This window comes from Bifidobacterium sp. M0307 (genome assembly GCF_016100445.1).
Taxonomy (GTDB): domain Bacteria; phylum Actinomycetota; class Actinomycetes; order Actinomycetales; family Bifidobacteriaceae; genus Bombiscardovia; species Bombiscardovia coryneformis.
Window position 1 is genome coordinate 12471 of sequence record NZ_JACFSL010000003.1, and the last position, 13788, is coordinate 26258.

Consider the following 13788-nt stretch of genomic DNA (forward strand, 5'->3'; position numbering starts at 1 on the left):
ATGACTCTTCTTACTGTTCCGGTTTGTCCACTCGGATATCCGACGACCCCTTCGCCGGGGCCACGCCGCCGACACCCTCGGCACCGTTCCGGGCGGCCGCCGAGCCGATATCCGGCAGTACGGGGGCCACGCCGCCGTCCACGGCGGGCTGTTCGTGCGGCGGATGATTCTTCCCGGAGGGCGGTTCGACCGGCTGCCTGTCGTCCGGAGCCGGCGGCGGATCCACGGACAGTCCACCGTCCGTCCCATGATCCTTGGCTGACGGTCCGAACTTTGAACCCTTTATCGGGTCGGTTGTCGGCAGGGCCGAGACGGGTGCCGGCGGGTCTTCCTCCGGTTCGACCGGCTGCCTGTCGTCCGGCGTGGTGGCTTTCTTCTTCTCATTCGCTGCGGTCCGCGCGGCGGCTGCAAGGCGTTCCAATCCCTCTTTGCCCTGGCGGCGCATGTCCGGAACCGCACTGGAGGCTTTCGGTTTTCCTGGGTCTTCCTGTTGGGGTTGCGGCTGGGGGGGTGTTTCGTTCCCCTGGCCGGATCCTTGCCTGTCTGGTTTCTTGTCCACACTGACGACCCCCGGCGCTCCGCCGCCGGGGCCGTTTTTCTTGCCACCGAAGGAGCCGAGCAGGCCGGCACCCTTGCCCACGGCGGATGGTACCGGGGCCTTGCCGCCGCCCACGGCGGAAGCCGCCACGCTGGCGGCTTTCTCGGCGACCGCCTTGGTTGTCTTCACAGCCCCCTCGGCGTTCCGGGCGGCTGCATCCAGGCCTGTCCTCGCAGGCCCGAAGACAGGAAGAATCTTCCTGATCAGCACCCAGGGCGCGACCGAGGAGAGGCCCATCCCGACCAGGGCCATGATGAAGGTGAGGGCGTTGTCCCCTCCCGACCGTTTCATAAGCTCGCCCGTCAGCCAGATCATGGAGGCGCACACCGGCTGATAAAGAATCAGTCCAAGGACAAAGTAGAAATAGCGTTTGATGGAGTTCAGCTGACCCTCGACAATGTTCATGAACTGCACACTGATGAATGAGACAGACATGAGCAGGAGGAAATCGCGTGCGGCCATGCAGATCACGATCGACACCATCGACAGGAGGATCAGCAGCAGGAACAGGACCATGAGCACCGGGCCGAACGCCGTTGTGGCGGATGTGACAGCGCCCTTGCTCAGCTCCACCATGGAATACTCCGCGCCGGCCCCTGAGAAGTCCATGTTGAGTATTGAGCCGGTCACGCTGGCCGCTATGGTTTCGATCCTGGCCAGCAACCACTGGCTGATCATGGTCAGTGGCCAGGAAAGGATCGCCTGGGAGAAGACCAGCACGGCGAGGTCGAAGCGCTTTCTGGTGACCATGCGCACGATGTTCACGGCTGCGGTGATGATGCAGACCATCAGCATCACGCCACCCAGATGACCTACCATCTGGGTGGCCGCGTCCCACTGGTTATCGGTGATGTTGCCTGCTTGGAGGGCGAACTTGCAGGTGGTCTTCCACCCTTCCACCGCCCCCTGGACCAGCCAGTTGAGGAACGCTTTGATGAAGATGTCGAACATTATTGAAGTCTTCTCCCGCTTGTGTCTCAGTGGAACAGGATCTGCCCGCTGCCCCAATCGATGAATGCGCCCGCGTTGGCTACCAGGGCGGCGAGGATGACAATCGTCACAAGCAACCCAAGCCCGATGTTCCGCATCATGGCGGATTTGATGAGGAAGTGGCCGAGGCCGGCGCAGAGGGCGGCCAAGACGAATAAGCCCGCCAGGACGTACAGGGCCGTTCCCTGCATACCTTGGACGACATTGATGATCATCTGATTGAACGGCATGAACTCATAGTCGGGTTTCATGTTCTTCAGCTCCCCGTCGGCCAGCACGGTATGCAGCTGTATTTGTGCACTCATGAGCAAATCACTCATTGTTTTCTCCATTTTCTTTGTTGTTTTCTTCCGGACGTTGTTTGGTCTACGGACGGTCGGGTTGGCCACGTATGCGGGTGATGGAATGGGTCACGTCTTCAGGTCCCCTCCGTGTCCGGGGACCGTCATGGACACTGCTGACGTGATGCCGCCGGGAACCGGGTTGATGTTCTTGTTCGCCCAGTCCATCCCTTTCGGCAACGACACCACCAGGGCGGCTGCCGCGACGGTCCCGGCGAGCATGAGCCAGGTCTTCCCGCCGTCCGTTGCGGTCAACTTATGCCAGGCGACGGCCAGGCACAGGACCACGAATACCGCCACAAGGACGATCAGCATGGTCCCCAGCGTTCCGGCCGCGAAGCTCCGCAGCTCTTTCGGCACCCACGAAAAGTCCAGTTTGGGTTTCAGGTTCTTGGAAGCTAATCCCATGTCAGTACCAGCCTTGCTGTTGCCAGCGCCCCCAGGCCCCGCAGGGGGTCTGATAGCGACCTTTGATGTATTGCAGACCCCATTTGATCTGCGTCGATGCGTTCGTCTTCCAGTCGGGGCCGGCCGAGGCCATCTTGCTGGCGGGAAGTGACTGCGGTATCCCGTATGCTCCCGACGACGGGTTTTCAGCATGGAGGTTCCACCCTGATTCCTTCGTCCAGATGGTCACCAGGCAGCCGAATTCCCTATCCGGGTCGCCGTCCGGGAAATAGGCCGGCACCAGTTTCCTCGCTATCGCTTTCGCCTGGTCTGCGGAGGCCTCCGTCCCATCCCCCGGGTCCACGTCCGGAGATCCGTCCGGTCCCGATTTGACCCAGCATCTTGTTGACGATGCGTCCGACTCCTCGCCTGTGCCGCCGGACTGTGATACCTGGGCATTGGGGTCATGGCGGTACGCGTCGATCAGTCCGGTATCGAGGTACCGGCTGATGATTATCTCCTGGTTCTCGCCTCGGCCCTGGTCTCCGGGATTGCCGTCATCTATCCCACCGGGGAAGGCATGGCGGGCACCCACGAACAATCCCCCTCCGGCGTACAGCTCGGTATGTGCGGACCAGTTCACCACCACATCCCCGCGTTTCAATTCCTTGGGGGCGTTGCGGTAGTCCCCGCTCCATCTGAAGTGCTGGAACCCGTTTGCCATGAGCACCGCACCCATGGTGTGGGTCGTGAACGGATAGGCCGGGACATCGAGGCCGGCGGACTTGGCGGCGTAATGCACCAGCGAAGAGCAGTCATAATCGGGATCACCTCGCCTGCGTAGCTGTGAATACCCATGGGAGTCGTCAACGGCGACCCCTTCCATGAAGGTCGCCATCTTCTCGGCAACGGGATCGTCCGAATGCTCCGGTGGCGTGTATGAGGAATTCACAACCGCCGGCCCGTCACCGGAATCGTCGGCCCCGTCCTCCTGGTCGCAGCCGAACGCGGACATGGCCGGCACCAGTAACAGCGGCAGGACGACAAACAACACGACCACCGCCACCGCTCCTATCGTCAGGAGCCGGGAAACGCCCTTATTCTCTCTCATTCCCAACCTCTCCGGGATCCGTCACCGCTCGAACCAGCCGACATCCGTATTGGCGAAACTGGCCAACTTCTCCAGCTCCTGCGCCTTGAACGGGATCTGTCCCCTCAGTCGTTGGCTCACCGCCGAAGAGGAGAGGCCCATCACATCCCCGATCTCCTGCTGGGTCAGGTTCAGCGCCTTGCGCAATGAACCCACGCGGTTTGCCCGGACGGCCATTTTTTGGTCTTCTGATTCAATTCTTTTTGCCATTTTATACCCTCTAAACTGTTTAAATAGATGTTTCTCTTGGTATACTGGTGATTACTTGATAAAAACCTGATGTTCCCGGGTGTTGGTATAAAATCCGAACCAATGGAAACCGACAGCAAAGCGCTCAATGATCCGAGACTCTCCCGCATGGCGAGCCTTGATGATTCGCTGAAGGATGCTTTTGTCGATGGCCGGATAGATATCCCGGCCGCGAATACGCTGGTCGGACTCTCCCCGGGCACTCAGCGAAGGGTGGCGGCCTGGCTTGGACGCAACCCAGGCAGGAAGATAGGTGCGCGGAACGCACGCCTGCTGATACAGGCGCGACTGGAGGGGGTCAAACTTGACCGTAAAGGCATCGAACGGGTTCTCGGGAACGGCAAAAGCGAGAGAAGCTACATCCGCGTCCCCCTGTCCTCCCTTCCCGGCGGACTCACAAGGGACGAGGCCCAGGCCTGGGTTGAGCGGGCAATCGAAGCGTACCGGCGCAGGTGAAGGATCCCAGGAACGATGAACGCGGCCGACTGGGATGAAAGCTGGGGACAGTACCCCAGATCCGCCGACAGGGCCGAGGCGATGGCGCGGATACAGGCCTCCATCCTGGGCAAGCCCATGCCGCAGGAACGGATGGAACCCGTCTCGGCCGGAATCGATTTCATCGAACCGGACGACGAAGGCGCAGCCGATGACGGCCAGGCATTCGCCCTGGCGCAGGAAGCCGAACCGGAGGAGAAACCAGCCTCCAGGAAGACCGGCACCGTCCGCACCGTCCTGAAAATCGGCGCGGACATCCTGGTAGCCGTTGCCGGAGCGGGACTCGTGTACGCGGGATTCACGTTCGGCCTGAACCTGGCCGACACCCTGGAACAGGAACACGCCCAGAGGCAGGCGTACCAAAGCTGCGACCAGGCCAGGGCCGACACCAGCAAGGCGTTCGGCCGGAACCCGGGAACCATGTACAGGCAAGCCCTGGCCGTCACCACGGACCAGGTGCAGGATCCAGCCACGGTCCAGAAGCTGCACCGGCTCATTGGAAGCATCGACGGCAAACCACCCCTGGAAAGCTGCAACCCCGGAGACACCACGGCCTCCCTCGACAGGGCCGCCCGGAACATGCGCAGATCCATAGACAAGCGCAGGAAACTCAACAGGGACTCCGACAGGGCCGCGAAGGCGGTTCTGGCCTCCCGGGACGCGAAGGACCTGGACGACGCACGCGCCGCCCTGGGCGCGAAGAAGGAAGAGGCCTCCAGGCTGCTGGGCGACAGCGACGGGAAGGTGGCGGACAACACCACCCGCGAAGCCCTCCAGAACGCCATCGGCCAGGCCGGGCAGACCAAGGGCGACAAGGCCCAGGCCTGGCGTGATGCTGTCGGTCCTCTCCAGACGGCCATCGACCAGGTGAACGCCTCCATGCAGGCCAAGGCCCAGGCGGACCAGCAGGCCGCAGAACAAGCCGCCCAGGCGGCGGCACAGGCGGCGGCTCAGCCCGTCCAGCAGGCGGCACCCTCCTACGGCGGCGGATACACACCCTCCCGGCCCTCCTACGGGCAGGGCGGAGGTATGCGGCCCGCGCCCGCGCCGGCACCGTCCGCACCACGCGGCGGATGGGCCGTACCCCCCGCAGAGGGAAACGGGAACGGGGCTTTGCCCGATCATCTCTGAACGGGCCATCGTCTCCGGGTACGGCAATCCAGACAAGGCGCCACCTTCCAAACAAGACTGAAACAGGCCGGGAACGGCTTGCGGGAACGACCCCGCAGCCACTTCACAGCCAAAGGTAAAGGGCGGGTGACGGAGGAAGAGGGGACTACGCATCCGTCACCCGTCCGGTTCCCCGCCGCACCCGAGATGTTGTGGACGGCCAGGACGGCGGGGAAGCATGGGGAAGGGCACCGGCCTGAAAGGACGAAGGCCACCAGGCCGGCACCGTTGGGATCCCGCCCGGGGAAGAAAGAAGGGGTAAGGTTCCCCCGGGCGGGAAGTGTTAGGGGGTCCGCACCCCGCCTGGGGCGCGGACCGTGTGGCTCACCTGGAGCCGGGGGTGTGCCGGTCGTCCGGCTGGGCCGTGCCCTGGCCGCCGGCAACGGAGGCGGTGCGGAGACGGCGGGCTTGCAGCCACCGGCCGCCGCCCAGGGCGGCACCGGCGACGACCGTCAGCATGAGGGCCATCAGCAGAATCCATGCCACGTTGGAACCGGTGTCGGCCAGGGCCTCGACCCTGCCGTTCCAGTCGTCCGTGTTGGATTCCACGGTGGTGTCCCCGCACATGGCCACACCGTCGATGACGACGGCATCCTTGGGTGCCTGGGCCGTGTCCGGACCGTTCTGGCCGAACGGGTCGTTGTCGGCCGGGACCGGGCATGGGGTCAGCGGGGTGCCGGTGGCCTTGACGCGATCCGTGTGGTGGTCCGTGACACCGCGCAGGGTGCCGTGGATGTCCACGTACCCGCCGGGCTTGAGCCGGTGCTCCGCCCACCCGTCGGGGTAGCGCCAGTCCACCACCTGGCCGTCACCGGCCACGGTGCGGTCGTCAAGCCGCAGGTCGCGGCCCAGGAAGACGGGGCCGGTGCCGGTCTCCGGGTCGATGCCCGAGTCGTTGAAGACACGGACGGTGATATCCGTATCCCCATCGACCGTCAGGGCCTGGGAGGGGTCGTTGCGGTCGCCCTCCTCGATGCCGGACGCGGTATCGAACTTGACCACCCGCAGGCGAGGGGTCATGTCCGGCGTGCGGGTCCAGACCACGTTGGAGGGGATCTCCTTGTCCTGGTAATACTCGGTGAACCTGTTCTCATGCCGGTCGGTGAAGGCCACACGCTGGCACTGGATGTAGGCCACCCAGCCCACCTCGCGGTCACCGGACGCGGACACCAGGGCCAGGTAGGCCGGGGTGGCGCTGATGGTCACCTTGCCGGTCCGGTCCTGGTCCATGGTGAACAGGTCCCCGCCCATCAGTGAGGTGTCCATCCCGGAGCCGGCTATCTTCTCGCCCTGGCGTGCCAGGGGGTGGCCGTTGCGGTACAGGTCACGGCCGGCATACACGGCCCACTGGCCGGTGAACCGGTCCACGGACGGGTCAAGCTGGTCCTCGATGCGCCACTGGTCGGTCTGGGGGTAGGCCCTGTCGGCAGGAAGGATGCTGCTCTCAAGCCGGTACAGGAACAGATCATCCTTGTAGATGCTCTTGCCGTTGGAACTCTCGCCGTTGACCTTCACCACCACGTCCTTGGCCGGATTCAGCGGGGCGAGGGGGGTGTGCACCTGGTTGGTGGCCTTGCGCACGGAGTTCGTGACCTGGACCGCCTGGTTCTTCACCACGTGGCCCTTCTCGACCTTGATGACCTTGAAGGGGATCACCAGGTCGTAGGTGCGGCCGAGAAGCGCCTGGTCGATGGCCGGGTCCCTGAGCGGGTCGTACCTGTCGGACTCGGCGTAGGCCTTGAGGTCGGACGGCTGGGGGTCGCCCTTGGCGGTCATGCCGGTGGCGGGTATCTCGGTGTCCACGGTCCTGGCGAACGCGTATACCACGCCGTCCCTGACCTGGATGTTGAACGCCTTGGTGTGGTCGCGCCCGTCGGACCCCTGGACCTCGATCCCCGCAGGGTCGATGCCCAGGTACTCCTCCTCGAAGTCGTCCACGACCCCCAGCCTCCACACCCTGTACGCGGTGTCGGCCTGGAGCGCGTCGATGGTGACCCGGTACACGCCGGTGTCGCCCAGCATGAGGGTCTTCCCGTCGATGCTGATGGTCTGGTCCTTGGAACTGACGACCTGCTTGGACGGGTCCATCTTCGGGGGCGTGTTGAACACCTCGTTGCTCGGGGTCAGGCTGTTGTTGATGGTCAGCATCCACCGGTTGCCCACCTTGGTGTCCGTGGGGGCGTCCTTGGACACCGTGCCCTCAAAACGCACCTGGATACGGGGGTTGCCACCCGCCCTCCACTGGCCTATGAGCGCCTGGTCGGTGAAGACGACCTGCACCATGTGCGCGTCGTCGTCCCACACGGTCCGGTACCTGTTCTTGGCGACCACGCGCCCGTCGCCCAGGTCCATGATCTCCAGCGTCTGCTTGTCCACCTCAAGCCACCGGTCGTACACGTCGGTAAGCACGACCCGCTCGCCCTGGTAGGCCAGCAGGTCGGGCAGTTTCGGCTGGGTGGTCAACTGGTACTCGACCCGCTGGCCCGGATGTACCACCTTGCCGTCAACGCTGGCCTGGTCGCCGCCCTGGCTGGCCTCGGCCACCACATCCTTGCGCACCGGGGGCACGTAGCCGCAGATGCCCGGCTCGTTGGTGTCCACGGTCTGCCCGTTGACCCGCTCGGAACCCTTGTTCACGAATGCGGGGCCGCCCGGGGTGCCGGCGCAGAAGGTCAGTTCGTCGCCCGGCCTGCGCCCGTGGTCCTTGCGGACCTGCTCCGCGCCCTTGCCGTTGGCGAAGTTCACCGTGAACGGCACCAGCATCGTCACCTGGAGGCCGCCGCCCATGCCCTTGAGACGGTCGCGGTACGCCGGCTTGGCCGTGGCCGTGGCCCGCCCTGCGGACACCTCGATGTCGAACATGTCGGTCACATCCCGACCCACGGCCGTGATGTCGTCCACACTGCTCTGACGGTAATGGCCGTCCGCACCCGCAGCGGCATCAGCCTCATACACGCGGATAGCGTCACGCCCGTCCTGATCGACCAGGTAATCCGCAGCCGACCAATCATCCGTCAGCACGAACACCCCGGGAACCTCGACCAGATCCGGGTCCACGGTCGCGTTCACCACACCGGCCACACGGTCGCCGTCCATGAACACATGCCCGTCACCGCCGGTCGCATCCGAACGCGAAGGGTCCACCACCGCGTCCCACTTGCCGGCCGCGCCGTTCCACAGCACCCACGACTTGTCCGGGTTGGGCTTCCACGTCGGAAACTCCCCCGAAGGGGTCTCCTGGTCCACCTCGACGGACGAACCCTTCCAATACACCGAACCCGTATCACGCACACGGCCCGTCTCCGGACCGTGCACCACAACATCAAGCTCATACACCAGCTCATGATCGTCCGGCATCTGGCCGCCCGTCCACGTCGCCGTCGCCAGATCGCCGGCGGGCGTGGAACCGTTCGGGGTGCCGAAAGCGAACTGCCCCGACACATCCCGGCCGTCGGTCAAATCCGTGACGCGCTGACGCTCGATCGTATACTGCTTACCCTCCGGGAAGAGCAGATCCCGGATGACCAGGGCCTTGACACCCCGGCCGGTACCCGTGAACACCTTCGTATGGTTGGACATGGAATCCGCACTCGTACCCGGCTGAACCGACTTCGACGGCGCAGCGGGCGGAACATCCGCAGGCTGCGGCTCATACTTGTTCAAAGCGACCACGACGATGCTGGTCGAATCACTCGTGTACTGATCCACCAGCGAATCAACAGAAACACCAGGCTGATCAGCAAAGATCGAATTGGACTGATAATCTGCGCCGTTATTGCTATAGACATTGCCTACCACGGTGTCGGCCCAGGCATCCATCCAATCGTCCTTGAGGTGGTGGGCCTCACCGCTGAACTGCTTGCTGGGGCCGGTCATGACACCGACGCTGACCACACGGCACTGTGCCTGCCCGATCTGGTCCGGGTGGGCATCATTGAAACGGTGCCAGCAGTTGGCAGCGGCCTCATTAAGGGCCTTCTGCGCGTGGGCCACACCGCCCGGGAGCATGGTGACCCCCATCCGGCCGAACGCATTGTAGACACTGTTCAGATCCGTAGCGGGGCCGAACGCGCCATCGTTCGCATCCTGGTAGGCCCACGTCACCTGCGTGGCCATCACCCCGCCGCCGGAGCCGTCCGAATTGCCCGCACCGCCACCGGCGAATGCTGCGGGGACACCCGCCATCATCGAGGCCCCCGCCACGACGGCGGCAAGGCCCTTGCGCAGTATCGCCCCGGAGTCCAGTTGCCGGAGCCGACCGGCCCAGGCCCTGATCTTCCCTGACTTTTGCATATTTTTATTTCCCTTCCGATATCATGAAGGGGACGGCCTTATGGTCGTCCACAGTAAAAGCCAGCGGGATAGGGGAACCTTGCAAGAACGCCAGTCCCGCTGGCACATCTTTAATCAATCACCCAATGCCGCAGCCGCCATCCGGCCTACAGCCGTGCATTGTGTTATCAGGCCGATTGAGACGGTCACGCCAGTTTCCTTTTCCGGAGCCGCCGCCTTGCGGTGCTGCGGGTGCAGGTGCGGCCGGCGCGGGGGCTGACCAGCCGCCGCCACCGCCGCCCTGCCCGTAGGAGGGCCGGTAGGAGGGTGTGTATCCGCCGCCGTAGGAGGGTGCCGCCTGCTGGACGGGCTGAGCCGCCGCCTGTGCCGCCGCCTGGGCGGCTTGTTCTGCGGCCTGCTGGTCCGCCTGGGCCTTGGCCTGCATGGAGGCGTTCACCTGGTCGATGGCCGTCTGGAGAGGACCGACAGCATCACGCCAGGCCTGGGCCTTGTCGCCCTTGGTCTGCCCGGCCTGGCCGATGGCGTTCTGGAGGGCTTCGCGGGTGGTGTTGTCCGCCACCTTCCCGTCGCTGTCGCCCAGCAGCCTGGAGGCCTCTTCCTTCTTCGCGCCCAGGGCGGCGCGTGCGTCGTCCAGGTCCTTCGCGTCCCGGGAGGCCAGAACAGCCTTCGCGGCCTTGTCCAGCTTGTCGTTCCTGCCGTTCAGGTCCTCCGCCTTGTCGGCGGCGGCCTTCAGCTCCCCGGTCGTCATGGACGCATCGCACCTGACCGGCTGCGGCTTGATGCCGCCTGCGTTCTTGACGGCCCTGGCCATGGCGACCACCGTCTCGGCATCCTTGACCTGATCGGAACTGACGGCGGCGGCCTCCCGGTAGCGTGCCGTCCTCGCGGCGGCACCGCCGGCCGGCTTCTCCAGACGCGCCACGGCCACGGAGCACCGCTCGACGGCCTGGGTGTGTTCACGATTGGAAACCACCCGCAGGCAGACCACACCGGCCGCTATAAGCACAACCACAACGGCGGCAGAAGCAGCCGGGACCAACCACTTGGGACGGTTGGATTCTTTGCCGGTGGCCACATCGTCCTTGTCCGGTGTACGTCCCTGACTGGGTTCCCCCGTATCGGTCACGGTCTTCGTGATCCGCTCTTCCTTGTCCTTGCTCATTTCCCCTCTTCCTTAAATCTGATCGGAACTGACGGCGGCGGCAACGCCGGCCGGTCTTTCCAGGTGTGCCACAGCCACGGCGGGCCGCTCGACAGCCAGGGTAGGATGCACCCAGTCAATGACGGCCCAAACAACAAAGCCCCCCAACACAATCAGGCAACATGCCCGAGAGATTCCGAGGAAATTGGCACTGATCTCGTCAATCCTTCTCCAGGTTTTCTCTTTCCTGCGTTGCCTCTCGCGTTCCGCCTTGAGCTCACGATTGAGCTTGTCAAGCCGTGCACGGTTTTTATCATCCGCACCTGAGGATGTACCCGTACCGGCCTTCGTGTTCTGGCCGCCCTCTTCCTTGCTCATTTCCCCTCTTCCTGCGAACGTGTACGTTCCCTACGACATCAGAGGAAAGCGCGAGGCTCCGTGATACAGTAGATTCTTGTACATGTTCATCCTTACCTCAATGGGATTCGGTTGTGCCGGTGATTAATCTTGGCTGATAAGTCACCGGATTCCACCGTCCCGAACGTGTACCCCCCCGGTTGCCCGGGGGGTTTTCTTATTTCCTGCGGGTATCCGGTCCGTGCAGCATGGTGCCATCTGCCGCCGTAGCGGCCTGGACGGGGAAATGTTCATCGACTCATGCATCATCCCGTCTCCCCTTCCCTTACTGCACCGACTGCATCACTGCTCATAAACCGTGCACCTACCGGGTCTCCCCCACTCCGCGGTGCGAAGGAGCTCAACCACAGTAAGCACAATACCACCATATTCCGTCAATGCGGAAAAAACGTGTTTCTATGCAATAATGGATACTGCGTCCCTGGGTATATCCCAACCCCGGTAAACTTCCCGTGGACGGAAGACGATTTACCGGGCTTTGAAAAGCCGCTCATGTAAACTGGATCGTCATGATGAAGGCTAGCAAATGGACCACCATCGACAAGGAGGCAATCGACCTTGTCAAGTGCTTTCTCCGTGAAAACAAGCCGGAAATCAACACCGGCACCCTGGCCAAAGTACTGGACTGCTCGCAGTCAAGGTTATACAGGGTATTCCAATACAGCAGCGACCCGCTGACCGTGGGTGAGTTCACCTCGATATGCACGGTGTTCGGCAAGAACCCGGCCTATGAGTACTCACGGATCCTGAGCCTGGCGAATCTGGACAAACCGGCACTGCAACGAACGGATCTGCTCGTTCGACGCATAGAGGATGCGCTGACGGACTTCCATAGAAAAGACCAATAGACCCGACAACAACCCATCATTCAAAGACTGGAAAAGGGGAATTTCCGGCCTTATCAAATCCAAGACGGGAAAATCGTCCAACCAGGAGAGAACCGGCCGCAGAACCGCTTTCCAGGGCCTCTGACAACGCTTTTTTGACATGTGCTACCAATTCATGGGTATAATGGGCCTACACAAGAAGAAACCTCCGCCTGCGGTAACAGAACGGAGGTTAATAACAACTAGTTTGTACAAGAGAAGAGTATACCCCATATGACGGATTACCACAAACCGGAATCTCCGGACGGGTTGCAATGGCAGCAACTCGGCAGGCAGAACCGCTCATACCTGATGCAGGACTTCTGCCGCATAGGCCTTCCCATCCGCAATCCCGGGCCTGATGCCACCGAATGGATCAGGATCAACGGCGATATGACCTACCTTATCCACCCCCACGTCATCCGGAAACCCGATGGCGGGGTCACCCACATCTGGCCCTACGGGAAGAAGGCCAGGCTGCTCATGGTGTGGATAAGCACCCAGGTGGTGCGCCAGAAGGACCACAACACCGATCGCGTCATCAAGCTCCCCTCCACGCTGAGGGAACTGATGAACGACCTAGGGATGCGCAGAAAACCACGGCCGGCAGACTACGACGACTTCAGCCACCAGATCAGCGCCCTCTCCTACTTCCACATGACCATAACCAAGACGGAAACCACACCGAATATGGTCTGGGAGACCGGCGAGAACGTGACCCTGGTCGAGGAATCACGCATAGGATGGTCCAGATATACCCCGAAGGGCGATTCCGAAGGGTCATACATCAAGCTCACACAGAATACCTGGGACAGGATGGCCAAGAGCACGCCGCTGTCGTCTGAAATAGTGGAAATGCTCACCATGACCGGGAAAGGCGTTGAGTTCGACATCTACGCCTGGCTGTCCCAGCGCATATACGCACTCAATCATTCGCGCTACCGCCAAACCCCGGTCATCCCCTGGACGACGTTGCAGAAACAGATGGGATCCAACTACACCGAAACCAGGAACTTCGTCACCAAATTCAAGAAGGGACTGCAACATGTGGCCGCCCTGTGGGATGCAACCCTGATCGATGCCGGCAAAGAGGGGCAGCTCAGATACAGTTTCGAAAAGGGCGGCCTCCGCCTGTACAGGTCCCCCCTCAGTATCGTGCCGAAGAAGAAGCGCACGGACCATGCGTCTGACACCACGGCTCGGGAGCAGCAGAGCGAACCAGCCCCGCCTAGGCATGACCGCGCGGACACCGGAACCTTCGCCCCGCCGACCGCCCACGACACAGCACCTATGCCGCCGCCGGAAACGGACCAGAAAGGTCTTCCACAAAGTCCATTCTGACGGAAGACGCTCCCTCTGCCCTCCCCCTCCTACGCCACCCGACCACAACAGATTCAACAACCAGGAAGATTTGCGACTCTCGACCATCAGAGGCCGGATAGGCCCGTTTCTGTCGCCACCAGTTCGTAGTGCATCAGTCATAAGCACCTGGCCGAGCATCATCATGAGCCGGTACAGGATTAGTAGAGTTCCCGGTACAGGATTAGTAGAGTCTAACGGTACAGGATTAGTAGAATCCCGGTACAGGATTAGTAGAATCCCGGTACAGGATTAGTAGAATCCCGGTACAGGATTAGTAGTAAACAGGACCTTATAAACCCTTGCGCCCGTAGGGGTTTCGTCACCCCCCA

The 13788-nt window shown here is 62.6% G+C and carries 12 protein-coding genes; 4 read left to right on the top strand and 8 right to left on the bottom strand.

The window, feature by feature from the left end; all coding sequences use genetic code 11:
- Positions 1 to 10: 10 nt before the first annotated feature.
- The 5 genes from H3V08_RS07260 to H3V08_RS07280 form a co-directional block, all read right to left on the bottom strand.
- Positions 11 to 1549, bottom strand: a complete 1539-nt coding sequence (locus H3V08_RS07260) for a hypothetical protein (protein ID WP_198182233.1) — start codon at positions 1547 to 1549, stop codon at positions 11 to 13.
- Between the two features lie 26 nt (positions 1550 to 1575).
- Positions 1576 to 1908: a hypothetical protein gene (locus tag H3V08_RS07265; RefSeq protein WP_198182234.1), complete on the bottom strand. Its 333-nt coding sequence runs from the start codon at positions 1906 to 1908 to the stop codon at positions 1576 to 1578.
- Between the two features lie 90 nt (positions 1909 to 1998).
- A complete protein-coding gene (locus H3V08_RS07270) occupies positions 1999 to 2337 on the bottom strand; it encodes a hypothetical protein (RefSeq protein WP_198182235.1) in 339 nt (112 codons plus the stop codon).
- A 1-nt stretch (position 2338) separates the two neighbouring features.
- Positions 2339 to 3427 carry a peptidoglycan amidohydrolase family protein gene (locus tag H3V08_RS07275; protein WP_232340452.1) on the bottom strand — a complete coding sequence of 363 codons (1089 nt, stop codon included), beginning with the start codon at positions 3425 to 3427 and terminating at the stop codon, positions 2339 to 2341.
- 21 nt (positions 3428 to 3448) lie between these two features.
- Entirely contained in the window at positions 3449 to 3676 is a 228-nt protein-coding gene (locus tag H3V08_RS07280; protein ID WP_198182236.1) for a helix-turn-helix domain-containing protein, read from the bottom strand.
- Between the two features lie 102 nt (positions 3677 to 3778).
- On the opposite strand from H3V08_RS07280, the gene H3V08_RS07285 reads away from it, so the two are divergent.
- The gene (locus H3V08_RS07285; RefSeq protein ID WP_198182237.1) at positions 3779 to 4171 is read left to right on the top strand and encodes a hypothetical protein; all 393 of its coding nucleotides are present in this window, start codon (positions 3779 to 3781) and stop codon (positions 4169 to 4171) included.
- A 15-nt stretch (positions 4172 to 4186) separates the two neighbouring features.
- Positions 4187 to 5341, top strand: coding sequence for a hypothetical protein (locus H3V08_RS07290; protein WP_198182238.1), 1155 nt, complete (start codon positions 4187 to 4189; stop codon positions 5339 to 5341).
- A gap of 363 nt (positions 5342 to 5704) precedes the next feature.
- Here the strand turns inward: H3V08_RS07290 and H3V08_RS07295 are convergent, their stop codons facing one another.
- From H3V08_RS07295 to H3V08_RS07305, 3 genes are all read right to left on the bottom strand, one after another.
- Positions 5705 to 9673, bottom strand: coding sequence for an LPXTG cell wall anchor domain-containing protein (locus H3V08_RS07295; RefSeq protein WP_198182239.1), 3969 nt, complete (start codon positions 9671 to 9673; stop codon positions 5705 to 5707).
- 118 nt (positions 9674 to 9791) lie between these two features.
- Positions 9792 to 10835, bottom strand: a complete 1044-nt coding sequence (locus H3V08_RS07300) for a hypothetical protein (protein WP_198182240.1) — start codon at positions 10833 to 10835, stop codon at positions 9792 to 9794.
- Positions 10836 to 10847: 12 nt separating this feature from the next.
- Positions 10848 to 11192 carry a hypothetical protein gene (locus tag H3V08_RS07305; RefSeq protein ID WP_198182241.1) on the bottom strand — a complete coding sequence of 115 codons (345 nt, stop codon included), beginning with the start codon at positions 11190 to 11192 and terminating at the stop codon, positions 10848 to 10850.
- 548 nt (positions 11193 to 11740) lie between these two features.
- On the opposite strand from H3V08_RS07305, the gene H3V08_RS07310 reads away from it, so the two are divergent.
- Positions 11741 to 12079, top strand: coding sequence for a hypothetical protein (locus H3V08_RS07310; RefSeq protein ID WP_198182242.1), 339 nt, complete (start codon positions 11741 to 11743; stop codon positions 12077 to 12079).
- A gap of 252 nt (positions 12080 to 12331) precedes the next feature.
- Entirely contained in the window at positions 12332 to 13438 is a 1107-nt protein-coding gene (locus H3V08_RS07315; RefSeq protein WP_198182243.1) for a replication protein RepA, read from the top strand.
- Positions 13439 to 13788: the final 350 nt, after the last annotated feature.